This window comes from Novosphingobium sp. PhB57, assembly GCF_004342985.1.
Classification (GTDB): Bacteria; Pseudomonadota; Alphaproteobacteria; order Sphingomonadales; family Sphingomonadaceae; genus Novosphingobium.
In genome coordinates this window covers 82,491-106,648 of the sequence record NZ_SMBO01000008.1, presented here as the reverse complement: position 1 = coordinate 106,648, position 24,158 = coordinate 82,491, and the positions used below count along the sequence as shown (strand labels likewise).

The following is a 24,158-nucleotide window of genomic DNA, read 5'->3' as shown; positions in this document are numbered from 1 at the left end:
GTTATTCGAGAGGGCATTGCATGGCTCACGGCCGGATCGCTCCCAGTTCAAGTTGATATTCGGGTTCAAGCGTAAGAGAACGAAGTTCAGCGGCCACTCCTTCACCGGACTTGGGGCGGACGGCCTGATCAAGATAGATCGGCGCGTCAGCCGGTAAGGGAACAATGCTCAGTTGCCAGGGCTTTCCGAGCCGCGCGCGAAATCGCTTGAGGCCGACATGCCAAACGCGCCCGTCCCAGAAACTGTCATCTAGCATCGTGTTTCCGTCGAACAGCCTGCCAACATCACCCCGATAGTCGATGCTGAGCCATGCATCTTCAACCCCCTTCAGACTCTGCTCCGGAACCGAAATATCCCATGCAGCGGCCCCATCGAAAGCCTCGGCGACCGGTTGGACCGCAGAGTTTCTGGGACCGCTCATCTTGAGCGGGCCCGCCGCCGATGCCTGGCGGATTTGCTTCACCTCGACCTTCAGCGGCGCTACCGCGTTCACGCTCCCCCGGTAGATGGGAAGGTCATGGACGCTGGCGCGGCGCACTCCGGGAAGCGAGGGTAACGCCGGCCAGGCCGCAAAGGTGAAGTTCGCGTCGCCGCGCTGCCGAAGCAGCAGCTTGCCCTTTTCACTAAATACCGCCGCGTCGCTCAAAAGCACCCGTCGCACGCCCAACATGTCGCCCACCCAAAGCTTTCGCGTGTCGGTAGCAGGAAGGACCAGCAGCCGGATCGTCTTGTTTGCTTTAGTCCTGACGGTGACGAACCGAGTGCGCGACGGATGGATATCCGCGATCAGCCGGTCCCCGTCGCGCCGCGTTCGTGCCGATATGCTGACGATGTCCGCGGCTGTGAAAACGAATTCGACGGGCACGTCATTCGCGGCGCTGAAGACATGCAGCAGCCCACCGTCGGCGCCGTCGATCCGGGTGATCGGCTGCGCCGTCGCCCAACGCAACTTTGTGCCTTCTAGGTCCATATTGAAGGGCCAAAAGAAATACGCTTTGTTTTTGACCGTTATGGGACGCGAGGGAAGACGCAGGTCGCCATCGGCCAGATGGATGTCGAATTGCACATCGCGATGCTCGGCCATCGCATATTGGCGTACATAGTTGTTCACAAACAGGAACCCGCGGTCCCCTTCGCTGCGGACCGCCGCGCGCAGCGTGTTGAGATCGCCGGGCGTCGCAGGGACGGCGTCAGGTCGACGCGCCGTCATGCGCGCCAGATCTTCACCGAATGTGGCCAGGAAATAATGCAGTGGCCGCAGATACCCGTTAACCGGATTTACCTCGCCATATTGGCCGATCGGCGCCTGAAAATCATAGGCAATGCGGGGCACATCATTGGCGCTGCCGCTCGCGGTCGTCTCTTCAAGACCGCGCTCGAAGGCCGTCGGATTGGCTCCGCCATGATACATATAATAGCCAAGCAGGTTGAGGCCCGACCCGATCTGGGTAACGATCATTGCAGCGATGTCGTCGGGTGCGACCAAAGGGCGACGACGATACATGACTGGCAGGCCCGGCCCATATTCCGCGCCCAGAAACGGAGTCAAGTCACGGTCCTTGTCAGCATCGGGGACGCGCGTCTTGTCGCCTTCGGTCTGGGCGCCTAAACCGGCGGCGATCCGGCTCTTGAAGCGGAAGGCATAAGCTTCACGCGGGGGTAGTTCGCGGGTCGAAGCGCTCCATGGCTCATCGACATAGGCGCCGGTGACAGGTGCGACATCGCCACGCGGGTAGGCTGCATTGTCCCATCCGGTCACAGTATAAAGCGGCAGGTCTAGGTTTAGCTTGTGCGCCAGTCGCTTGAGGGCGGCGATATGGTCGGGACCTTTTCCGGGGCCTGTGAGGTTATATTCATTCTCGACCTGCATCCCGATGACCGGCCCGCCATCCTTCCACAACAGTCCGCGCAGCGACTCTGCTACTCCACTCCAGAACCGCTCCACCTGCGCCAGATAGGCAGGATCGTTCGTGCGGCGTCGCGTGCTTTCAACCACCCAGTCGGGCAACCCTCCCATGCGCGTTTCGGCATGAACCCAAGGGCCTGGCCGAATGTACAGGAACAGCCCGTGTTTCGCACAGAGTTGAGCGAAGCGGCGCAAGTCACGGTCGCCCGACCAATCGAGCTTGTCGGGTTCCAACTCATGCTGGTTCCATATGATGTACGTCGCGACAGTATTAATGCCAGACGCCTTCATCTTCAGCAACTCCTCCTCCCAAAAAGCAGAGGGAAAGCGCGAGAAGTGAAATTCCCCCATTATCGGTATCCAAGGTCGGCCGTCGCGGGTGATGAAGCTGTTGTTGATGGCAATAACGCCACCTGGACCTGCGCCCGTTCCCATCTTGAGATAATTCTCGACGGGGGCTGGCGTGTTCGCACGCGCATTGATGGGTACTATTTCCGCGTTGACCGGCTGCATTGCGGTCGCGAATAACAATGCTGTTGCACCCGCCGCGATGAGCTTCTGGATCTGATTGAAAACGGATAAAGACTTCACCCGACCGTGCGCCATACAGCACGAGAGCCGGTGCAGCTGGGTTAGTCCAGTCCCCTCCTTCTTGACGGATTGCGAGATAGCTGGATCGCCATCTGGGTTCACGACAGATATTTCAACTTCGAAATGCCGCATGTCCAGCCCCCCTATCAATAAGTTCCATTATATGGAATTAAGTATCGCATTGTAGCAATTTCGTCTGCGGATAGATAGCCGCTTCTTGCCACCGCCCGTCCCAAGGTCGGTCAGCGGGGCCAGATTAAGGTTGCGTGGGAATGTCCGCTTCCAAGCGCATCAAAAATACAATCGAGCTGCGGCGCGTACCTGCTCGACCGCAGTTTAGAGCTACGATGACCCGTTCCGGCGTGAGCCGACATTCCTGGGGCTTCGCCGAAACGGCTTGAGCTGGTCGCAAACTGCCGGAACCGGAACGTCCGCACCCGGGGGCGTCGAAATGAAGACTGAACGGCAAGGATGGGTCTGGTGCGGGTAACCTCGGATGATCGGGATCAGTTTCAGAAATCTTGATGAAGGTTAGTCACAGGGGCTTGTCAATCCGGCGCGTTGCAGCGAGAATCCCGTTGATGCGTAAGGATATCGATCACCTACCAGCCCTTCAGCAAGCCGAACTTGAGCGCGCGAAGAACATTTTGATGGCCGAGTTTGAGGTCGCGATTTCCCGCGCCACGCAGCCTTGGAAGAAGAACGGCAGAATCCAAAAGATCGTCCTTTTCGGAAGCTATGCTCGAACCGACTGGGTTGATCGTCCGCTTAATGGCTACCAGTCCGACTTCGATCTGCTGATCATCGTCAGCCATCCGAAACTTACGGATACGGCCGAATATTGGCATGTCGCGGACGACAAGATCGAGCGGGATCCGGAGATCAGGCGGCAAGTGAATTTCATCGTGCACACAATGGATGAGGTCAATCGGGGCCTCAACCGCGGCGAGTACTTTTGGGCAGACATCGCTCGAGACGGAATTGCCTTGTACGAGGGGCCGGGGAGCAGGTTCGTCGCAGCGACACCGCTGACGCCGGCCGATGCACGCGAAAGGGCTACTGAGCATTTTGAAAAGAAGTTTCCAGCGATCAATCGATGGCTGAAACTCGCCCAAGTATCTTTAGAGCAATCAATTGACGATGAGGAATGGCTTCGGAATGCGACGTTTAATCTTCATCAAGCTGTAGAAACGGCTTACTCCTGTTATCTGTTGGTGCGGACGCTTTATTTTCCCCGCTCGCATAATATCAAGTTTCTCAGATCCCTAGCGGAAGGAAGCGCCCCGCAACTTATCGATGCATGGCCGCGGGAGGCGAAAATCGACCGTCGTCGTTTCGAATTGCTCAAGCGCGCGTATGTCGAAGCTCGATATTCGACGAGCTACAAAGTCCAAGTGGAAGACCTCGACGCCATCATCGAACGTGTTCGCGCGCTTCGCGACTTAGTTGAATTTGTGTGCCAAGAACGACTCGCCCAGCTGCGGGAGAAGGCCTGCCACTAAATCGCTTGGCTCTATTGAAGGCGTGACCAGCAATATCCGGCAATATCCAATTAACACCAATTAGCGCCGTTTATTTTTCTCAGCCGATCACGGATTATTTTTCCACCCGGACAACCGGGGTGGAGAACTACCGTGACGCCCACCAAACTTCTCGTCGGTCAGATCCTTGTCGTCTTCGCGATCATGTTTGCTGGGCTCTGGGTCTCGACGCAGTGGGCAGCTGCCATGCTGGCCTACCAACCCGAACTTGGTGAGGCTTCATTCCGCCTTTTCGGTGTTCCGTTCTACGAACCCTGGGCGCTCTTTGGCTGGTGGTATCATTTTGATGCGTATGCCCCGGAGGTCTTCGACAAGGCCGGTCTGCTCGCCGGCGCCAGTGGCTTTCTGGGCTGCGGATCGGCTGTAGCGGGTTCACTCTGGCGCGCCCGTCAGAAGGGCCGGGTCACGACCTATGGATCGGCGCGGTGGGCGGGTCACCGCGAGATTGTCCGCGCCGGCCTGCTCGGCAATGCGGGGCTCATGCTGGGAAAGCTCGGCCGCCAATATGTGCGGCATGATGGCCCCGAGCATGTCCTGGCGTTCGCGCCCACCCGCTCCGGCAAGGGCGTGGGCCTGGTAGTGCCGACCTTGCTCACCTGGACCGGTTCCGCCGTTATTCACGACATCAAGGGTGAAAACTGGACGCTGACCGCCGGATGGCGCGCGCGGTTCTCGCATAGCCTGCTGTTCAATCCCACCGATGCGGCGTCGGCCCACTACAATCCGCTGCTCGAGGTGCGCCGCGGCGCCAACGAAGTCCGCGACGTCCAGAACATCGCCGACATCCTGGTCGATCCCGAAGGCGCGCTCGAACGCCGCAATCACTGGGAAAAGACCAGCCATTCGCTGCTGGTCGGCGCAATCCTTCACATCCTCTACGCCGAGGAAGAGAAGACGCTGGCCCGCGTCGCCACGTTTCTTTCGGATCCCCAGCGCTCATTCGCCGCCACGTTGCGGGCGATGCTGACGACCAACCACCTTGGAGACGATAAGGCGCCGCGCGTCCATCCGGTCGTCGCCTCCGCAGCGCGCGAATTGCTCAACAAGAGCGAGAACGAACGGTCCGGTGTGCTTTCGACGGCCATGTCGTTCCTTGGGCTCTACCGCGATCCGACGATAGCGGAGGTCACCTCGCGCTGCGACTGGCGAATCGCCGATCTCGTCGACGCCGAACAGCCGTGCTCGCTCTATCTCGTAATTCCCCCATCGGACATCAGCCGTACCAAGCCGCTCGTCCGCCTTGTGCTGAACCAGATTGGACGGAGACTGACTGAACAGCTCGACGGGTTTGGCGGCGCCGGCCGTAAGCATCAGCTCCTGATGATGCTCGACGAGTTTCCGGCGCTCGGCCGCCTGGACTTCTTTGAAACCAGCCTCGCGTTCATGGCGGGGTACAGCATCCGGGCATTCCTTATTGCCCAGAGCCTCAACCAGATCGAGAAAGCTTACGGCGAGCACAACTCGATCCTCGACAACTGCCATGTCCGCGTCGCCTTTGCGGCGAACGACGAGCGTACCGCCAAGCGTATTTCCGATGCTCTCGGTACGGCAACCGAACAGCGTGCCATGCGCAACTACGCCGGACACCGCCTCGCTCCCTGGCTCGCGCACGTCATGGTCAGCCGCCAAGAGACCGCCCGCCAGCTTCTGACGCCAGGCGAAGTTATGCAGCTCTCGCCGGATGAGGAACTGATTCTCGTGTCGGGCATGGCGCCCATCAGGGCTGGAAAGCTGCGCTACTACCGCGACCGGAACTTCGCGGAACGCCGGCTTCCCGCTCCCACGATCGCCGCCGGCCAGTATCCGGACCGCCCCGCGCCGCGCCCGGACGACTGGAAAGGCACGTCGAGCCGACGCCATGCGCAGCTCGCTGAGCAGATGGCCGTCTCCGACCCAGAGGACGAGAGCGGCCCGCAGCAGCAGCAACATCCAGGGCAGGGCGGTGGGCAGCCGATCGCGCGTGCAGAGCCCGAAGTCACCGAGCCCCAGCTTGCCAATGACGATGACGGCAACCTCGTCACAGATAAGCGCGCCATGGATCAGGCGCAGGCACTGACCCCCGTCGCCCGCGGCTTCGCCTTCGACGAGAGCCAGCACACCCGCACCCTTGGAATGTGAGGCAGCTCATGAAAATCCGCCAGAACCTCTACCTCGACATGGACGTAACCGTGGCGCTCGACCGCCTGGCGGCCGGCACGCGCGGCAACAAGAGCCGGCTCGTCAACGATGCGCTGAAGGCCTGGATCGCGCGGCAGGGTTCGAACGAGATCGACGACCTCCTGCGCCTCCGCTTCGACCGCCTCTCTCGCGAGATCGCTGCAAGCCGGCGTGATATCGATGTCGTGCTGGAAAGCCTCGCGCTGTTCATTCGCTACCAGCTTTCGGTGACGGCACCGCTGCCCGAAGCCGACGCCGCTGCCCGTGCAGTGGGCCGCGAGCGCTTCGAGGCGTTCGTGGCCCAGGTCGGGCGCCAGATCGGCACTGGTCAGCGGACGCTGGCCGAGCGCAGGTCGGGAGAACTGGCATGACCGACGCACCCGACGCTGTCTCGGCCGAGCGCCGCCGCGCGATGCTGCGCACGGCCATGGGCCCGGCCATTCGCGCCGCGCTTGAAGACCCGCGCATCATCGAGATCATGGTGAACCCCGACGGCGCGCTGCGGGTCGATGTGCTCGGGGAAGGGCGGGTCGACACCGATATCCGCTTCGAGCCCGCGCAGGTCGAACGCATCGTCCGCCTCGTGGCCTCGCATATCCGGGCCGAAGTCCACGCAGATGCGCCGATCGTCTCGGCCGAACTTCCAGCCCATGGGATCGGGTCAGGTGAGCGCTTCGAAGGCTTGCTGCCGCCCGTCGCCACCGCGCCATGCTTCTCGATCCGCAAGCCGGCGGCGCGGATCCACACGCTGGCCGATTATGTGCGCGACGGGATCATGACACCCGGGCAGGCTGGGTTCCTATCTCGCGCGGTCGTGGAGCGCGCGAATATTCTGGTCGCGGGCGGTACCAGCTCTGGCAAGACCACGCTCGCCAATGCGCTGCTTGCGGAAATGGCCATTCTCGACGAGCGCGTCATCCTTATCGAGGACACCAGAGAACTGCAATCGCCCGCGGCCGACACCGTCGCGCTCCGCACGCGGGCGGGCAAAGTGTCTATGAGCGATCTCGTCCGCTCGACACTGCGCCTTCGTCCCGATCGGATCATCGTCGGCGAAGTGCGGGGGCCGGAAGCGCTCGACATGCTGAAGGCGTGGAATACCGGGCATCCCGGCGGGATCGCGACGGTCCATGCCAACAATGCGCGCGCCGCGCTCTACCGCATCGACGGGCTGGTGCAGGAGGCGGTGACCACTGTTCCGCGCCGGCTGATCGCCGAGGCTATCGATCTCGTCGTCTTCATTGCCGGGCGCGGCGCCGCGCGCCGTATCGAGACGATCGCGCGTGTCGCCGGGCTCGACGAACGCGGCGAATACCGCGTCACCGACGCTTTCCGAAATCCCAACACCCTCAACGCCCCTCAACCTGAAGGAGAAGACCCATGCGTTCCATGAAGCTTATCGGCCGCGATCTGAACGGCCTCCTCGTCCTTGCTGTGGCTGTGGCTGTGTCCTCGCCCGTGCTTGCCAGTGGTTCGGGCATGCCTTGGGAGGATCCGCTGCAGAAAGTGCTGGAGTCGGTCCAAGGCCCCGTCGCCAAAATCGTCGCGGTGCTGATCATCATCACCACCGGTCTCGCGCTGGCATTCGGCGAGACCGCCGGCGGCTTTCGCAAGCTGATCCAGATCGTCTTCGGGCTCTCGATCGCGTTCGCCGCCTCGTCGTTCTTCCTCTCGTTCTTCAGCTTCGGCGGGGGAGCCGTGGTCTCGTGAGCCATATCGAGGGCTTCGAAACACCGATCCACGCGAGCCTCGTCCAGCCCATCCTGATGGGCGGGGCTCCGCGCGGGATCGCGATCGTGAACGGGACCCTGGCGGCCGCGCTGGGCCTCGGCCTCCAGCAATGGCCGGTCGGCATTGCGCTCTGGGCGATCGGCCACAGCCTGGCTGTCTTCGTCGCCCGGCGAGACCCCGAATTCGCAAACGTCCTGATCCGCCATCTCCGGCAAAAAGGATACCTGGCATGCTGAACCTTGCCGAATATCGCTCCCGCTTCGACCGCCTTGCCGATCACTTGCCGTGGGCTGCGCTGGTCGCCCCGGGGGTAGTGCTCAACAAGGACGGCAGTTTTCAGCGCAGTTTCGCTTTTCGCGGACCCGATCTTGAGAGTTCGACCGAGGCTGAACTGGTCGGCACCTGCGCCCGGGCCAACAACGTCCTGCGCCGTCTCGGCTCTGGCTGGGCGATATTCTTCGAGGCCAATCGGCGGGAAATCTCGCGCTATCCGCGTAGCGATTTTCCCGACGCTGCGTCCTGGCTGATTGACGAGGAACGACGCGCCGCGTTCGAAGCCGAAGGCGGCCATTTCGAGAGTGTGTTCACCGGAACCCTGCTCTGGCTGCCTCCGGCTGATGCGAGCGATACAGCCGGCCGGTCGCTGGTCGAGCGCCCGGAGGCTGACAGCGAGACCGGGAGAGGACGCGACTGGCGTGCGGCCCTGGCAGGATTTATCGCCGAAACCGACCGCATTCTGGATCTCTTCGCGGGTTTCATGCCTGAGGTTCGTGCGCTTTCCAGCACCGAGACGCTTTCCTACTTGCACGGCACGGTGTCGGACCGCGCGGTCGATGTCGCCATGCCCGAAACGCCGGTTTACCTCGATGCCCTCTTGGCCGACAGGGCGTTCATCGGTGGCCTCGAGCCGAAGCTTGGGCGGCTCCATCTTCGCACGCTGACTTTGCCGGGCTTCCCCAATGTCAGCCGGCCTGGGCTGCTCGATGCCCTCAACCATCAGGGATTCGGTTATCGCTGGATGACCCGTTTCATCGCGATGGACCGTGCGGACGCTACCAAGGTCCTCACCAAGCTGCGGCGCCAGTGGTTCAACAAGCGCAAGTCGATCACCGCGCTGCTGCGCGAAGTCATGTATAACCAGCCAACCCAGTTGGTCGACAGCGACGCCGACAACAAGGTGGTCGATGCCGATATCGCATTGCAGGCGCTGGGCGGCGATCACGTCTCGTTCGGCTATCTGACGGCTACCATCACTGTCGCCGACGAGGACCGCGCCCGGGTCGCGGAAAAGCTTCGTGCGGTCGAGCGGGTCGTGAACGGCCTCGGATTCACATGCATCCGGGAAGGCGTGAATGCGGTCGAAGCCTGGTTTTCGTCGTTGCCGGGGCAAGTCTACGCCAATGTCCGGCAACCGCTGGTCCACTCGCTCAACCTCGCCCATCTCATTCCGCTTCCAGCGGTCTGGGCGGGGGATGTTGGCAACACACATCTTGGCGGCCCGCCGCTGTTCCACGCACGGACGCAGGGATCGACGCCGTTTCGCTTCTCCACCCACGTCGGCGATGTCGGGCACCTGCTCGTCGTCGGCCCGACCGGAGCCGGCAAATCGGTGTTGCTCTCGCTGATCGCCTGTCAGTTCCGCCGCTATCCCGGCTCGCGGGTGATCATGTTCGACATGGGGCTTTCCGCGCGCGCCGCTGTGCTGGCGATGGGCGGAACGCATAATGCACTGGGCCACGGCACCGACGCCCTGAACGGCCTCAGCTTCCAGCCGCTCAAGGGCATCGATGATCCGACTGAGCGCAGTTGGGCCGCCGACTGGATACTCGATCTTCTCTCGCACCTGCTGATCCTGCCAACGCCAGAGATGCGCGATCAGGTCTGGTCGGCGCTCACCAGCCTCGCCGGCGCTCCCGAAAGCGAGCGGACGCTGACGGGCCTGTCACTGCTGCTCCAGTCGAACAACCTCCGCACCGCGCTGGCGCCCTATACGCTCGAGGGCACGTTTGGCGGCATGCTCGATGCTGCCGAGGAGCGCCTGGCAGACGCAGACGTCCAGTGCTTCGAGACGGAGGCATTGATGGGGCGGTCGGGACTGGTCGCGCCGGTGCTGACCTACCTATTCCACCGCATTGAACAGCGCTTCGACGGCCGTCCGACCCTAATGGTGCTCGACGAGGCCTGGAGCCTCCTCGACGATCCGATCTTCTCCGCGCGCATCCGCGAGTGGCTGAAAACGCTCCGCAAGAAGAACGTCTCGGTCCTGTTCGCCACGCAAAGCCTCGCCGATGTGGCGCAGAGCTCGATTGCGCCGGCGATCATCGAAAGCTGCCCGCAGCGGATATTCCTCCCCAACGACCGCGCGATCGAGCCGCAATCCCGCGAAGCCTACGAGGCCTTCGGGCTTAATGACCGGCAAATCGAGATCATCGCGCGGGCAACCCCTAAGCATCACTACTACCTCCAGTCGGCCCGCGGGAATCGTCTGTTCGAACTGGGTCTCGGCCCGATTGCCCTGGCGCTCTGCGGCTCGTCCGGACCCGCTGCCCAGCAGCGAATCGACCGCCTCATCGCCGAGCATGGCGGAGACGAGTTCCTGTCCCGCTTTCTCGCCGGCTCCGACGCCCCCTGGGCCTCCGACCTCACTGCCACGTTCCCAGCGGCAATCCGCTTCTGAAAGCCTGTTTGCAAAGGAGAAGACCGATGATTGTGAAACCGCGTTCCCGTCCCTCGCTTGCCGCCGGATGCATGGCCCTCGTCGCACTTGGCGGCGCATTTGCGGCGATGTCGTTCCCGTCGACACCGGCGCAGGCACTAATCGTCTATGACCCGACCAACTACAGCCAGAACCTGCTGACGGCGGCACGGACGCTCCAGCAGGTCAACAACCAGATCAAGTCGTTGCAGAACGAGGCCCAGAGCCTGCTCAACGAGGAAAAGAACCTCACGACGATCGGTTTTCCCGAACTTCAGGCGCTCACCCAGACTCTCAGCCAGATCGATGTACTGATGGGGCAGGCGCAGGGGATCCAGTTTCAGGTCTCGACCTTGAACCAGCAGTTCCGCCAGCTCTATCCTACCAGCAACGGTTCGCTGTCGCTCAGCAGCCAGGTATCGGCCGCGAGGGCGCGGCTCGACACCGAGATGACCGCCTACCAGCATACGATGACGGTACAGGCGCAGGTCGTCGAGAACATCCAGAGCGATGCCTCGGCGCTCTCGGCGATGGTCGAGAGGAGCCAGAACGCCGAAGGTGCCCTGCAGGCCAGCCAGGCGACCAATCAGCTGCTCGCACTGACCGCCAAGCAGCAGTTCCAGATCCAGCAGCTCCTCGCCGCCCATTACCGAGCCGATGCGCTCGAGCGGGCCAACCGCGCGCAGGCGACGAGCGATGCGCAGGCGGCCACGGCCAAGTTCCTCGGCGACGGGACGGCCTATACGCCTAACTAGCCGCGCACAGCCGGTCCCCTTCGGCTCCAGGTTCAGCATCGTTTGCGGCGACGGTCATGCCTCTCCCGTCGCCGCGCCGGGACGCGGTTTTCCGCGCCCCTGGCCGCGTCCCGCGACACCCTCGTCACCCGTGTTTCGCCCCGATTGGAAAGTGCAGCGCCATGAATGATCTAAATGTCATCGACCGCTTCATGACCAGCTTCATCGCCTACATCGACAGCGGCTTCGGACTGCTGGGCGGCGACGTCCACTTTCTGACGGCCACGCTGATCGGCATCGACATGACGCTCGCGGGCCTGTTCTGGACCATGGGCGGCGAGGACAACATTCTGGGGCGTTTCATTCGCAAGGTCCTCTATGTCGGCGCCTTCGCCTTCATCATCGGCAATTTTTCGGCGCTCGGCGACATCGTGTTCCGCTCCTTGGCGCAGGCCGGGCTTACGGCCGGCGGAGGCGTGCTCACAGCGGCCGATCTGCTCAAGCCAGGGCGGCTCGCGGGCACAGGCTTCGCGGCGGCCTGGCCGCTGCTCGAACAGGTGAAGGACCTTATGGGCTTCACGACCTTCTTCGACAATTTCCTTACCATCGTGATCCTGCTGCTCGCTTGGCTGCTGGTGATCCTCGCCTTCTTCATCCTTGCGGTGCAGATCTTCGTCACCATCCTCGAGTTCAAGCTTACGAGCCTCGCAGGTTTTATCCTGGTGCCGTTCGCGCTGTGGAACCGGACAGCCTTCCTGGCCGAGCGCGTGCTCGGCAACGTGGTCAGCTCCGGCATCAAGGTCATGGTCCTGGCGGTGATCGTCGGGATTGGCTCGAATTTCTTCGACGAGTTCACCTCGGCGCTCCAGGGCCAGGAGCCCGACATCGGGCAGACCCTCAGCCTGGTCCTTGCCAGCCTTGCGCTGTTCGGCCTTGGCATCTTCGGGCCGTCGATCGCATCAGGTCTTGTGGCCGGCGCACCGCAGCTCGGCGCGGGCGCCGCCCTCGGCACCGGAGTTGGCGCAGCTGGCATCATTGCCATGGGGGCGGGCGGCGCTGCCGGTGCCGCCAAACTGGTCGGCGGCGCTGCGCTTGGCGCGGTTCGCGCCGGCACCAGCATGGGCGCTGCCGCGTCGACATCGTGGAGCATGGGTCAGTCAGCTGCCGGCTCGCAGAGCGTCGGCGCTGGCCTCAGCGGCATGGCGAAGGCCGCCGGCGGCGCGGCGCGTCAAAAGGCGAGCCAGACTTTCGGTGTTCGCGAGGCGGCCGAACGCGGTCGCTCAGCGGCGCGGGCCGGATTTGAAGGCCCGCAAGGCGCCGATAGCGCCTCGGAAGCCGCCAGGGGACCTGCCGCCGATTCCGCTCCGGGCTGGGCGCGCGATCTTCGCCGCCAGCAGAACGCCCGTCATCACCGTCAGATCGCGCTGCACACCCTCAAGGATGGTGAACGCGGCGGTGCTGCCGCCAACCCCGACATCAAGGAAAAGGAGGACTGATCGATGATCTTCAAGCGCGCCGTCCAGCGTTACGGACGAACTCTCGAGCCCGAAACGCCTTTCCAGCGGGCGGGGCAGGTCTGGGACGAGCGGATAGGCTCCGCCCGCGTCCAGGCTCGCAACTGGCGGCTCATGGCCTTCGGCACTCTCGGCATGGCCGGAGCGATGGGGTCGGCTCTGGTCTGGCAGTCCTTGCAAAGCCGGGTCGTCCCCTATGTGGTCGAAGTCGACAGGCTGGGCGAGGCGAGGGCGGTGAACGAGGCGGATGTCTCTGCCACGCCCACCGATCCGCAGATCGCTTGGCATCTGGCCCGATTTATCGAATGCGTGCGCGGAGTGTCGCTTGATCCGGTGCTGATGCGCCGCGACTGGCTTTCCGCCTACGACTTCGCCAGTCAACGCGGCGCCCGGTTTCTCGACGGCTATGCCCGTGAAGCTGATCCATTCGCAAACCTCGGGCAGCGCAGCACCTCTGTGCAGATCACGAGCGTCGTGCGCGCCTCCGATCGGTCTTTCCAGGTCAAGTGGATCGAGACGGCCTATGAGCGCGGCAACAAGGCCGGCAGCAGCCATTGGACTGCCATCCTGACGATTCTCACTCGGCCGCCGCATAGCGCTGACATCCTGCGGCGCAATCCTCTGGGGATCTACGTCGATGCCATCGACTGGAGCCGCGAGCTCGAGCCGGCAGCTTCAGCCCAAGCTGAGGCTGAAGCGCCGCAGCCTGCGCCCCCATCCCCTGAAATCGCCTCACCGTCTGGATCGGAGATCATGCCATGAATGTGCATTTGCCCCGGCTCGCCCTCGCGGCGGGCGGTCTCTCGCTGCCTATCTGTAGCCACCCCGTGATCGCCGCCGCTCCGCCGCTCTCGCGTGCCGCCGTCGTCGAGCGCGCCAATCGCGCTGCGACCATAGAGCCGCAGGTGAGCCGCTTCGTCCAGGCAGTCCAGCTTCAGGCCTTTTCCGAAGGTGCGATTTATCATGTGATGACGGCGCCTGACCGGGTGACGGACATCGCCCTTCAGCCCGGCGAGAATCTTGTGGCCGTGGCAAGCGGCGATACCGCGCGCTGGGTGATCGGCGACACCACGAGCGGGCAGGGCGATACCAAGCGCACCCACGTCCTCGTCAAACCCTATTCACCCGGGCTTGCGACCAACCTCGTCATCACGACCGATCGGCGCAGCTATCATCTGGCACTATCCAGCAGCGACGGAGTCGCGATGTCGGCGCTTTCGTGGACCTACCCAGCCGACGAACTGGTCGCGATCAAGCGGGCGGTGGTTGCAGCCGAAGCCGCGAAGCCGATCGCTGCCGGGCTGTCTGCCGAAAGCCTCAATTTCAATTACGAGATATCCGGCGACAAGCCCACTTGGCGGCCGCTGCGGGCATTCGACGACGGACGCCAGACCTTCATCCAGCTGCCTGCCAGCATCGTGCTTGACGAGGCACCGCCGCTTTTCCTTATCGATGAAAAGGGCGCAGCACAGCTGGTGAACTACCGGCTGTCGGGTCGCTACTATGTCGTCGACCGGATCTTCACCGCCGCCGAGTTGCGGCTCGGGACAAAGAACCAGCAGATCGTCCGCATTCAGCGCGTGGCAGAAGGCACCGTGCAGGGGAGGGGCCGATGAGCGGCGATCCAGAAAACGACGCGGGCCACCCTCAGCCCGCTGCATCGTCAGAAGCGGCGGAAACCGGCGGCGCTCGGCAGCAGACACTGGTTGCGGACGTACCGCTACCGGCAAAGGTCGACCCGGAGACACTGGCGCTGAGGTCACGGCCGCCCCGCGCGATCCGTTTCAAGCGGGAAGTGATCGTTGGTATGGCAGGTACGCTCGCGCTCATCATCGCTGGAACCGCCTGGTACGCGCTTGGTCCGATCGATCTCCACCTCGCCGGCGGCAGCGACAACGGCGCCAACCTGGCGAAGGCTCCGACCGAAGCGATCAGCGCCCTTCCCGACAGCTATGACAAGGTTCCGAAACTCGGGCCGCCGCTGCCCGGCGACCTGGGACGAGCCATCGTTGAAAAACAGAGGGCGGGTATTACTCCGGCCTCCAACCTCCTGCCGGGTTCGGAAGCGGCAAAACCGCAAGCTAGGCCTGACCGGGCCGACGAGGAAAGGAAATCGGAGCGGCAGTCCGGACTATTCTTCGCGAGCGCGAAGGTTGCCGCCGTATCGGACGCGCCGGAAGCCGCCTCGGTCCAGGGTACCCAGCCTGCGAGCCAATCCGATGGCAAGCTGGCTATCGATTTCACGGCGGATCCCAATGCCCAGCAGCGCAAGGCTGACTTTGTTGCCGCCGAGGATAGCACCGGAGAGGTCGAACCGCATGCGCTTACGCCTGCCGCATCGGCCAATATGCTCTCGGCGGGAAGCGTGATCGCCGGAAGTCTGATCACCGGCCTGCGCTCGGATCTGCCCGGCCTTGTCATCGCTCAAGTAACACAGCAGGTCTTTGACAGCGCGACGGGGAGAACCTTGCTCATCCCGCAAGGCGCGCGTCTCATTGGCAGCTACGATAGCCTCGTGGCTTTTGGTCAGAAGCGGGCGCTGGTCGTGTGGCAGCGGATCGTCATGCCGGACGGCAGCTCGATCCGTCTCGACAATGTGCCTGCAACCGACATGTCTGGATATGCCGGCCTGGCGGATCAGGTCGATGCACATGCATGGCAGGTAATCAAAGGCGCGGCGATCTCGACACTGCTAGGCGTGGGAACCGAGCTGACCTTCACGGATGAAAGCGATCTTGCTCAGGCGATCCGGCAATCGACCCAGCAGAGCTTGTCGCGGGCAGGGGACCAGCTGGTTTCGCGAAGCCTGCAAGTCCAGCCAACAATCACGATAAGGCCGGGCGCATCGATCCGCCTTGTCGTGCATCGTGACCTCGTTCTCGCGCCATGGCGCCAGCAGGAGTAAAGCCGATGGCGGAAATCAAGCTCGCGCCGCTACCTGATCGCAAACCGATAAAGCACGCAATACACGTCATGCCAGAATTGGATGCGGCCCTACGTGACTATGCTCGAATTTATGCATCGACCTATGGGCGAGAAGAGTCGGTTGCGACGCTGATCCCAGCGATCCTCGCCGCTTTCCTCACGAGCGATCGCGCGTTTGCAAAGGCTCGGAGCTCGCTTGATGCAGGAGGTCGATCATGACGAACGCCACTGGCGATCGCTTTCTCAAAATTCAGGAAGTCGAGGCACGGATCGGTTTGGGCCGAACCAGCATCTACAAGTTGATCCAAGAGGGCACGTTTCCGCGACCTTACAAGCCGACGAACTACGCCTCCCGGTGGAGTGATTTCGAGATTTCAATGTGGATGGAAAGGCAGCGACGATCTTGAGGTGAAGAGGAATTGTGTACGATTGGCCGGACTGGCCCAATTTGGGCTAGGCTGCCATTGACATACCACGCTCCGAAAAATGCGTCAGGTTCTGGCCGCTTGCGACCAGGCCCGGTCGTTAATCGTTTGCCGCAGGAACGGCGGGATTCACCGCTAGCGGTCATTCGACTGCCGAGGATGGAGGGGGTCAGTCGACCTCCGGTTTCAGGCGAGTGATCTTCGCGCTGGAAGGCCGACATGGGTGGATTGCGGTCATTGCCGTAATCGAGAACGAAGGTCTGCAATCCGAGATTTCGGTTCAAAAGCCGCCTGTCCGGACCTGCCCCAAAGCGGACGAAGCGGCCGTCAACAGCTACCCGACCGCGCTTTTCAGTTCTTCCGGCCACCTTCCTCTAGCGCCTGCAATGCCTTTTCCACGCTGAGGGAGCCGGAAATCTGGCTCGGCGGATAGTCTTTGAAGGTGGCGAGGAACTTGCCCATGATCATCGTCGCGGGCATCATGACCCACAGCTTCTTCCCCCACCATTCGCCATATGACGTCGACTCTGTTTGATATCTCTCCCACGGATCGACGCGCAGGTTGGTGACGATCGGGACGTTTGTCGTGTCCTCCTTGCCGCTGAAGAGGTTGCCCACGATTGTCTTGAAGGTAATCTTCCACTCATCGAAGCGGAGTGCCATGAGGTCAGCGTTGTCGCTGAAGTAGAAAAACTCGCGGCGCGGACTTTCGGAAACCTCACCTTCGAAAAACGGCATGAAGTTGTACCCGTCGAGATGGGTCCTGAACGTCTTCCCGCCCGCCTCGTAGCCGTCCATCAGCTTCTCTTTCAGACCGGAATCGCCGCCGGCGGCCGCAACGAGTGTCGGCAGCCAGTCTTCGGCCGACATGACCTCGTTGATGATCGCGCCTGGCTCGATGACGCCTGGCCACTTCGCAAGCATCGGCACCCGGAACCCGCCTTCGTATACCGTTCCTTTTTCGCCTCGGAAGGGATGGTTGCCGCCGTCAGGCCAGCTGAACACCTCCGCACCATTGTCGCTCGTGAACAGCACAATGGTGTCGTCTGCGATCCCAAGCTCATCAAGCTTAGCGAGCAGTTCGCCCACGATCCAGTCGAGCTCGGCCATGGCGTCAGCAAATAGGCCGTACCCCGTCTTTCCGTCCCATTCCTGGGAGAGGTGCGTCCACGAGTGACAACGGGTGGAGTTGTGCCAGAGGAAGAACGGCTGGCCTGCTTTAAACGAGCGGTCGATGAAATCGCACGATCGCTTCACCAGGTCCGCGTCGATGTCCTCCATATTGACCTTCGCGGCCGGGTCCATACCGGGACGGGGCGGCAGCGGGCCAGCGTCGGTGATCTTCTGCTTGCCCACCCGGCCCCAGCGCGGATCTTCGGTCGGGTCATCCACGTCAGTCGCGACGCTGCTGATGATGTTGCGCGGGCCGAACCTGGCGAGGAACTCATCGGACTTGGGATAATCCGGGTAGTAAGGCTCCTCCATCGCGTTCAGGTGGTAGAGTATCCCGTGGAACTCGTCGAAGCCGTGCACCGTGGGCAGGTACTCGTTCCGGTCACCCAGATGGTTCTTGCCAATCTGCGCGGTCGCATAGCCGAGCGGTTTGAGAAATTCGGCGATGGTGGGGTCGGAATCCTGTAGGCCCTGTCTTGCCGCCGGAAGGCCGACTTTAAGCAGGCCCGTGCGGAAGGGCGTCTGTCCGGTGATGAATGCGGCCCGTCCCGCCGTACATGACTGTTGGCCGTAGTAGTCGGTGAACAGCGCACCCTCGCTCGCGAGACGGTCGATGTTGGGGGTGCTGCCGCCCATCATTCCGCGATGGTAGGCGCTGACGTTCCAGATTCCTACGTCATCGGCCATTATCATGACGATGTTTGGCTTGGTGGCAGCGGTCATAGCACCCTCCAGAGGATCGCGGCCCAATGCCCGCAAGGCCATTAGGTATACCGGCGCACGGACCGGTGCCGCCATCAGGGTTTCTATGCACGGAGCACTCGGCTTCTACGGAGCAGGTCGTTTCACGAACGCTCGGGCACCCTCGGCTGGTATGCAAGCGTCCGATATCCACCCATTCTAGCCATTGCCCGACGCCGAATTGCCGACCGACAGCGGAACGGCGGCTCACGCCCCATTGCGGACGTTCGACAACTTGTTTCCCGATAGCGCGCGTCGGCCGTGAAGAGATCGGCGGCTTTTGGCAGCGGTACCAAAATGGCCGCCGTTTAAGAGTGGTCGCGGTCCAACAGTGAACGACTACCTGAATCTTCGTTGCGACAGAAACCAGTCCGATAGGCCAGCCATGAGTTTCAGGGATAACCCCGATGGCGGCGATCACCAGAATTCTCCAGCTTTCACCCAAGGCGGGCTCTGCATGGCCTCTCGGCTGCGCTCCGCCCTTTGTCGTTTAGCTTTAGGAGCACCATCGTGACGCAATCCGAAAAGCCGGCGTTTCCGCTTCATCTCGATCGGACACATCTGCCCGAGCCGGTATGGAGTTTCCCGAATGCTAAGATCGGGATGTACGCGACTGAGTCCGAACCGGACTTTCCGCCGAACAAGGAAGCACCGAAGGGCGCACCGAATATCTTGCTGGTCCTGCTCGACGACGTCGGCTTTGGCTGGTCGAGCGCTTCGGGTGGCCTCGTTCGCATGCCCACGGCGGAAAAGCTGGCTAAACGCGGGCTGTTCTACAACCAGTTCCACACCACCGCGCTCTGCTCGCCCACGCGGGCCGCGCTCCTGACTGGGCGCAACCATCACACAGTGGCCACGGGGGTGATCGCGGAAATGGCGACTGGCTATCCCGGCTACTGCGGGATCATTCCCAAGAGCTGCGCCACTTTCGCAGAACTGCTCAAGCAGAGTGGCTACACCAGTGCCTGGTTCGGCAAAAACCATAATGTACCCGACAACCAGACCAGCGCCGCCGGGCCCTTCGAGAACTGGCCGACTTACCAAGGTTTCGATTATTTCTACGGCTTCATTTCCGGTGAGACCGATCAATTCTTCCCCTCGCTGCTTCGCGACACCACCCCCGTCGAGCCGCCGAAGCGCCCGGAGGAAGGCTACCAGCTCCAGCGCGACCTCGCGGAGGAATGCGTTGCCTGGATCCGCAAGCAGAAGTCGATCGCACCGGACCGGCCATTCATGGCTTATCTCTCGACTGGCGCCGCTCATGCACCGCACCAGCCCCCGCTCGACTGGCGGGGCCGCAATGCCGGGCGCTTCGACATGGGCTGGGACGAGTACCGCAAGATCGTCCACGAGAACCAGCTCAAGCTCGGCGTGATCCCTCCGGGCAGCAAGCTGACAGAGCGCCCAGAGCAGATTCCTTCATGGGACAGCCAGCCCGAGGAACACCGCAAGCTGTTCGCGCGGCAAGCGGAGAACTATGCAGACTTCCTCGAACATGCCGACTACGAGGTCGGCAACGTCGTGGATGCGATCGAGAAGCTGGGTGAGCTCGACAATACGCTGATCCTCTACATCATCGGCGATAACGGTTCGAGCGGCGAAGGATCGCTGGTCGGCACGCCCAACGAGCTGATGAGCCTCAACGGCCGCCAGCCAACCATGGAAGAATCGATCGGCTTCATGGACAAGTGGGGCATGCCCGGCACTTCGCCGCACTATGCCGTGGGCTGGGCCTGGGCCGGAGACACGCCGTTCCAGTGGACCAAGCAGGTCGCATCACACTTCGGCGGCACCCGCAACGCGATGATTGTGTCCTGGCCCGAAAAGATCAAGGAAAGCGGCGCCATCCGCAGCCAGTTCCACCACTGCATCGACGTGATGCCAACGCTCATGGAAGTGGTCGGCATCGCGGAGCCGACAGAGGTGAACGGCTACATCCAGCGCCCGATTGAAGGCACGAGCTTCGCCTATACCTTCGACCCCGTTCATGCCGATGCGCCAAGCACGCGTGACAAGCAGTACTTCGAGATGTTGGGCAACCGCGCAATGTATGCCGATGGCTGGATCGCCTCGTGCCGGCACGGCCGCCTCCCTTGGGAAACCTCGGGATCCTCAGGCTTTGATGAAGACACCTGGGAGCTCTACAATATCGAGGAGGATTTCAGCCAGGCTGTCGACCTCGCCGACAAGCACCCGGACAAGCTGCGCTATCTCCAGGACCTATTCATGGGCGAAGCCGCGAAATATCAGGTCTTGCCACTGGACGATCGCTTCGCCGAACGGCTCGATGTCACGCTGCGGCCCAGCTACTTCTTCGGCCGCGACAAGGTGACCTTCTATCCGGGCATGACGCGCCTGCCGGAAGGCAGCGGACCCAAGCTCGTCGGCGTGCCTTTCCGCTTGACGGTGCCGGTCGAAATCCCGGAGGGCGGGGCGGAAGGCGTAGTCTTTGCGCTAGGCGGTGACGCCGCTGGCTTCTCGCTGTTCCTGTGGGAAGGCAAGGCGCGGTTCCACTACAACTTCTTCGCGATCCGTCGCTACGATATCATCTCGACGGAAGCGCTAGGGACCGGCAAGCACGTCATCCAGATCGACTTCACGCCGGAATCGAAGACGCCGGGCTGTGCGGCCGATGTGGTGCTTTCGATCGATGGGGAAGCCGTCGCCAAAGGGCGCATCGACGAGCAGATCCCCATGCGCTGCGGCACCGAGACGATGGACGTGGGCATGGACTGCGTCTCGCCGGTCTGTTCCGACTACGAGAAGAAGGGACTGTTCCCCTTCACAGGCCAGATTGAATCGGTGACCTTCGAATTTGGCGAACATGATGCACCGTCAGGCATGGACCGCCTGAAGCTGGCGACCGCGATGGACTGACGAGTGCAAGGCTCACCGCTGGTTGCTAGTTGTGCTCGGCTCTCGTTTTGAGGGCCGAGTACAACGCTTGTATGAAAGCCGCTTCAGCAGCACACGTCGGCCAGGGATAAGATTCTGGTATACTCCGAAACAGGGAGGATATGGGCGGACTTGAACGGCTGCTTTCGGAGGCGACCTTCGTCATCCCGTACGACGACAATGGGCGCGTTACAGCCGCTTCCGCCGTCGACCCTTGTCGGTTATTCAGCCGCCGATTTTGTGCTCCCAGGTGCGGATCGTCAGCTTTTCCCATTCAGGAGCCTTGGACTCGCCGATAGGTGAATGTTTGGCTCGGAGCCGGGTTGCGGGATAAGCTGACGCTCGCTCGAAGTCGGCTGCCGACCGCGTCTGGTCATTCTCTCGTCTTCGTATAAACTGCCGCTCACGCCGCAATCGGTCGCTCGTCTATGCCGAATCGACCGTGCAACGTTGCGTTTCAGCCGGATCGATCGGCTCACAGTGGCGTATCGGAAAATACCTCCTGCGACTCTACTCTTCCTCCGGCCTTGAAGATGCGGCTGGTATAAGCGCTCGCACGTTCACGGGACCGCATGACGACTGATCCATCCAGGTGGCGTTGGCAGCTAACTCCGGGGTTTTCATGGATAGGAAGAGCAACTCAATTCCAACAGCTTCGACGCGGGATCGTCCCCGCGTCATGGCCTCTCATAGCCCGTGGATTCATCCTGAGCCGATGGAACGTCCACGCCCGCTGAGAGGTAGCGATGTCATTGAAGGAATACCGGCCTGGAACACGCTTTCCAGGCGTCATCGGCAGGACTGCCGACCAGTCCTCGCCAGCCTGGCCCGAGCCGGTCCGACCCCGTGAAGGCTCTCCGAACGTACTGTTCATCGTACTCGACGACACCGGTTATGGGCATCTCGGCTGCTATGGCAGTCCCATCGCCACACCGAACATCGATGCGCTGGCGGCCGATGGGCTGCTCTATCGCAATATGCACACGACGGCGCTCTGTTCGCCGTCCCGAGCCTGCATCCTGACCGGACGCAACCACCACAGCAACCACATGGGCTGCCTTTCGAACGGATCAACCGGCTATCCGGGCACCGACGGGTACATGCCGTTCGAGAACGGGATGCTGTCCGAGATTCTGAAGGACCGAGGCTACAGCACCTACTGCGTGGGCAAGTGGCATCTCTCGCCGGAAGAGACCAACACCGCCGCCGGCCCCTATGACCGCTGGCCGCTCGGGCGCGGTTTCGACCGCTATTACGGTTTCCTCGGCGGCGACACACATCAGTACTATCCGGAACTCATGTACGACAACCACCAGGTCGAGCCGGAAACGACGCCGGAGGAAGGCTATCACTTGACGCCGGATCTGGTGGAAAAGGCGACGAGCTTCATCGCCGATGCCAAGCAGGTCGCACCAAATAAGCCGTTCTTCTGCTATTTTGCACTGGGCGCGATGCATTCACCGCATCACGTGCCCAAGGAATGGGCGGACAGGTACAAGGGCAAGTTCGACACCGGCTGGGAAGCCTATCGCCAGACCGTCTTCGCTCGGCAGAAGAAATTGGGCATCATCCCGGCCGATGCCGAGCTTCCCCCGGCCGATCCCGACGTTCAGGACTGGGACCAGCTCTCCGCCGACGAACGGCGGCTCTATGCGCGAATGATGGAGGTGTTCGCGGGCTTCCTCGAACACACCGATTACTACATCGGCGAACTCGTCGAGTTCCTCAAGGACATCGGCGAATACGACAACACGCTGATCATGCTGATATCCGACAACGGGTCGAGCGCGGAAGGCGGCCCGACCGGCTCGGTCAACGAGTGCCGCTTCTTCAACAACGTGGCAGACACGGTCGAGGACGGGCTCAAGCATATCGACGAGATCGGCGGCCCCACCACGTTCAACCATTTTCCCTGGGGCTGGACCCATGCCGGCAACACCCCATTCCGCCGCTGGAAGCGCGAGACCTATCGCGGCGGCAGCACCGATCCCTTCATCGTCACCTGGCCAGGCGGCATTGCGGCCAAGGGCGAGATCCGCGAGCATTACGGCCATATCGTCGATATGGTGCCGACGGTACTCGACGCCATCGGCATCGAAGCGCCGGCCAGCCTGCGCGGCGTTACCCAGTCGCCGATGGAAGGCGTCAGCCTGCTTTCGACGTTCGGCGATGCGAAGGCGACCGAGGTGCACCTGACCCAGTACTTCGAGATGCTCGGGCACCGCTCGCTCTATCATGACGGCTGGCGGGCAGTGTGCCCCTGGCCGGGCTCGTCCTTCGCCGGATCGGGCCGCAAGTTCGGCGACGAGATCTCGGCGCAGATGCTCGACACGCTCGATGCCAGTGGTTGGGAACTTTACCACGTTGCCGAGGACTTTGCCGAGGCGCGTGACCTTGCCGCCGACGAGCATGACCGGCTGATCGCCATGATCGGCATGTGGTATGTTGAGGCGGGCAAATACAACGTCCTGCCCATCGACAGCCGCGGCACCCAGCGCATCGCGCTGGAGCGGCCCAAGGTGGCAGCCGATCTGGAACGCTATAGGCTTTATCCGGGGACTCAGTCGATTGTCGCGGCTGCCGCGCCCAGGACGCTCAACCGCCCGCACAGCTTCACTGCCGAGGTCGTGATCCCCGATGGCGGCGCGGACGGCGTGCTGCTGAGCTTCGGCGGCAACGACGGGGGTTTCACGTTCTATGTCCAGGATGGGAAGCTCTGCTATCTGCACAACTATCTGGCGCTAGACTATTTCTATGTGAAGGCGCCCGATCTCCTGCCTTCCGGCTCGCACTTCCTGTCGATGCAGTTCGAGCCGACCGGCAAGCCCGACTTCCGCAACGGCAAGGGAGTTCCAGGCAAGGTCACGCTGCTGGTCGACGGCGCTGCGGTTGCGAGCAGCGACTTGCCCTACACTGTGCCGATCAGGCTGGGGCAAGGCGGCGCTATGCTCGTCGGGCAGGATTCCGGGGCGCCGGTCAATCCCGAATACAAGCCCCCGTTCCGCTACGAGGGTAAGCTGAAACGCGTGATCGTCGACGTCAGCGGCGAGGCCGTGGTCGATCACGAGGCCGAAATGAAGGTCTACCTCCGCAAGCAATAGTGACGGATCGACAAATGCCAAATTGGTTG

Annotated in this window: 18 protein-coding genes; 16 read left to right on the top strand and 2 right to left on the bottom strand. The window is 62.3% G+C overall.

What is annotated here, in order from left to right; genetic code table 11:
* Positions 1-25: 25 nt before the first annotated feature.
* Positions 26-2,629 carry a beta-galactosidase gene (locus tag EDF58_RS21085; RefSeq protein WP_132269156.1) on the bottom strand — a complete coding sequence of 868 codons (2,604 nt, stop codon included), beginning with the start codon at positions 2,627-2,629 and terminating at the stop codon, positions 26-28.
* 449 nt (positions 2,630-3,078) lie between these two features.
* Between EDF58_RS21085 and EDF58_RS21080 the strand changes: the two genes are divergently transcribed.
* The 14 genes from EDF58_RS21080 to EDF58_RS21015 all read left to right on the top strand — a co-directional run bounded on the left by EDF58_RS21080 (position 3,079) and on the right by EDF58_RS21015 (position 16,201).
* Entirely contained in the window at positions 3,079-3,999 is a 921-nt protein-coding gene (locus EDF58_RS21080; protein ID WP_132269154.1) for a HEPN domain-containing protein, read from the top strand.
* A gap of 132 nt (positions 4,000-4,131) precedes the next feature.
* Complete coding sequence (locus tag EDF58_RS21075) at positions 4,132-6,156, top strand: conjugal transfer protein TraG (protein WP_132269153.1); 2,025 nt, start codon at positions 4,132-4,134, stop codon at positions 6,154-6,156.
* Positions 6,157-6,164: 8 nt separating this feature from the next.
* Entirely contained in the window at positions 6,165-6,566 is a 402-nt protein-coding gene (locus EDF58_RS21070) for a CopG family transcriptional regulator (RefSeq protein WP_132269151.1), read from the top strand.
* Complete coding sequence (trbB, locus tag EDF58_RS21065) at positions 6,563-7,588, top strand: P-type conjugative transfer ATPase TrbB (protein ID WP_132269149.1); 1,026 nt, start codon at positions 6,563-6,565, stop codon at positions 7,586-7,588. Before EDF58_RS21070 ends, trbB begins: the two co-directional genes overlap by 4 nt.
* Entirely contained in the window at positions 7,576-7,905 is a 330-nt protein-coding gene (locus EDF58_RS21060; RefSeq protein ID WP_132269148.1) for a TrbC/VirB2 family protein, read from the top strand. Before trbB ends, EDF58_RS21060 begins: the two co-directional genes overlap by 13 nt.
* Positions 7,902-8,162 (top strand): VirB3 family type IV secretion system protein, encoded by a 261-nt coding sequence (locus EDF58_RS21055; RefSeq protein ID WP_132269146.1) that lies wholly within the window; start codon positions 7,902-7,904, stop codon positions 8,160-8,162. Before EDF58_RS21060 ends, EDF58_RS21055 begins: the two co-directional genes overlap by 4 nt.
* Entirely contained in the window at positions 8,156-10,603 is a 2,448-nt protein-coding gene (gene trbE / locus EDF58_RS21050) for a conjugal transfer protein TrbE (RefSeq protein ID WP_132269144.1), read from the top strand. The genes EDF58_RS21055 and trbE overlap by 7 nt, the downstream gene beginning before the upstream one ends.
* Before the next feature lie 26 nt (positions 10,604-10,629).
* Positions 10,630-11,376 (top strand): P-type conjugative transfer protein TrbJ, encoded by a 747-nt coding sequence (trbJ, locus tag EDF58_RS21045; protein ID WP_347812899.1) that lies wholly within the window; start codon positions 10,630-10,632, stop codon positions 11,374-11,376.
* A 161-nt stretch (positions 11,377-11,537) separates the two neighbouring features.
* Positions 11,538-12,851, top strand: a complete 1,314-nt coding sequence (trbL, locus tag EDF58_RS21040) for a P-type conjugative transfer protein TrbL (protein ID WP_132269142.1) — start codon at positions 11,538-11,540, stop codon at positions 12,849-12,851.
* Between the two features lie 3 nt (positions 12,852-12,854).
* Positions 12,855-13,631: a conjugal transfer protein TrbF gene (gene trbF, locus EDF58_RS21035; protein WP_132269140.1), complete on the top strand. Its 777-nt coding sequence runs from the start codon at positions 12,855-12,857 to the stop codon at positions 13,629-13,631.
* Between the two features lie 65 nt (positions 13,632-13,696).
* Positions 13,697-14,485 (top strand): P-type conjugative transfer protein TrbG, encoded by a 789-nt coding sequence (gene trbG, locus EDF58_RS21030; RefSeq protein ID WP_243654410.1) that lies wholly within the window; start codon positions 13,697-13,699, stop codon positions 14,483-14,485.
* Positions 14,482-15,774, top strand: coding sequence for a TrbI/VirB10 family protein (locus tag EDF58_RS21025; protein WP_132269136.1), 1,293 nt, complete (start codon positions 14,482-14,484; stop codon positions 15,772-15,774). The genes trbG and EDF58_RS21025 overlap by 4 nt, the downstream gene beginning before the upstream one ends.
* A gap of 5 nt (positions 15,775-15,779) precedes the next feature.
* Entirely contained in the window at positions 15,780-16,013 is a 234-nt protein-coding gene (locus tag EDF58_RS21020) for a DUF2274 domain-containing protein (RefSeq protein WP_132269134.1), read from the top strand.
* A complete protein-coding gene (locus tag EDF58_RS21015; RefSeq protein WP_132269132.1) occupies positions 16,010-16,201 on the top strand; it encodes an AlpA family phage regulatory protein in 192 nt (63 codons plus the stop codon). The genes EDF58_RS21020 and EDF58_RS21015 overlap by 4 nt, the downstream gene beginning before the upstream one ends.
* 369 nt (positions 16,202-16,570) lie before the next feature.
* Here EDF58_RS21015 and EDF58_RS21010 read toward each other — a convergent pair whose 3' ends face one another.
* Entirely contained in the window at positions 16,571-18,115 is a 1,545-nt protein-coding gene (locus EDF58_RS21010) for an arylsulfatase (protein WP_207913083.1), read from the bottom strand.
* A gap of 621 nt (positions 18,116-18,736) precedes the next feature.
* Here EDF58_RS21010 and EDF58_RS21005 point away from each other — a divergent pair.
* Entirely contained in the window at positions 18,737-21,010 is a 2,274-nt protein-coding gene (locus tag EDF58_RS21005) for an arylsulfatase (protein WP_207913081.1), read from the top strand.
* A 764-nt stretch (positions 21,011-21,774) separates the two neighbouring features.
* Positions 21,775-24,129 (top strand): arylsulfatase, encoded by a 2,355-nt coding sequence (locus EDF58_RS21000; RefSeq protein WP_132269128.1) that lies wholly within the window; start codon positions 21,775-21,777, stop codon positions 24,127-24,129.
* The last annotated feature ends 29 nt before the right edge of the window (positions 24,130-24,158 follow it).

What these genes read in the sequence shown, in the direction of transcription:
- trbB (WP_132269149.1), top strand. Translation starts at nt 6,563, where the DNA reads ATGACCGACGCACCCGACGCTGTCTCGGCCGAGCGCCGCCGCGCGATG.
- EDF58_RS21060 (WP_132269148.1), top strand. Translation starts at nt 7,576, where the DNA reads ATGCGTTCCATGAAGCTTATCGGCCGCGATCTGAACGGCCTCCTCGTC.
- EDF58_RS21085 (WP_132269156.1), bottom strand. Translation starts at nt 2,629, where the DNA reads ATGCGGCATTTCGAAGTTGAAATATCTGTCGTGAACCCAGATGGCGAT.
- trbL (WP_132269142.1), top strand. Translation starts at nt 11,538, where the DNA reads ATGAATGATCTAAATGTCATCGACCGCTTCATGACCAGCTTCATCGCC.
- EDF58_RS21080 (WP_132269154.1), top strand. Translation starts at nt 3,079, where the DNA reads ATGCGTAAGGATATCGATCACCTACCAGCCCTTCAGCAAGCCGAACTT.
- EDF58_RS21010 (WP_207913083.1), bottom strand. Translation starts at nt 18,115, where the DNA reads ATGACCGCTGCCACCAAGCCAAACATCGTCATGATAATGGCCGATGAC.
- trbE (WP_132269144.1), top strand. Translation starts at nt 8,156, where the DNA reads ATGCTGAACCTTGCCGAATATCGCTCCCGCTTCGACCGCCTTGCCGAT.
- EDF58_RS21015 (WP_132269132.1), top strand. Translation starts at nt 16,010, where the DNA reads ATGACGAACGCCACTGGCGATCGCTTTCTCAAAATTCAGGAAGTCGAG.
- EDF58_RS21000 (WP_132269128.1), top strand. Translation starts at nt 21,775, where the DNA reads ATGTCATTGAAGGAATACCGGCCTGGAACACGCTTTCCAGGCGTCATC.
- trbF (WP_132269140.1), top strand. Translation starts at nt 12,855, where the DNA reads ATGATCTTCAAGCGCGCCGTCCAGCGTTACGGACGAACTCTCGAGCCC.
- EDF58_RS21005 (WP_207913081.1), top strand. Translation starts at nt 18,737, where the DNA reads ATGTACGCGACTGAGTCCGAACCGGACTTTCCGCCGAACAAGGAAGCA.
- EDF58_RS21020 (WP_132269134.1), top strand. Translation starts at nt 15,780, where the DNA reads ATGGCGGAAATCAAGCTCGCGCCGCTACCTGATCGCAAACCGATAAAG.
- EDF58_RS21025 (WP_132269136.1), top strand. Translation starts at nt 14,482, where the DNA reads ATGAGCGGCGATCCAGAAAACGACGCGGGCCACCCTCAGCCCGCTGCA.
- EDF58_RS21070 (WP_132269151.1), top strand. Translation starts at nt 6,165, where the DNA reads ATGAAAATCCGCCAGAACCTCTACCTCGACATGGACGTAACCGTGGCG.
- trbJ (WP_347812899.1), top strand. Translation starts at nt 10,630, where the DNA reads ATGATTGTGAAACCGCGTTCCCGTCCCTCGCTTGCCGCCGGATGCATG.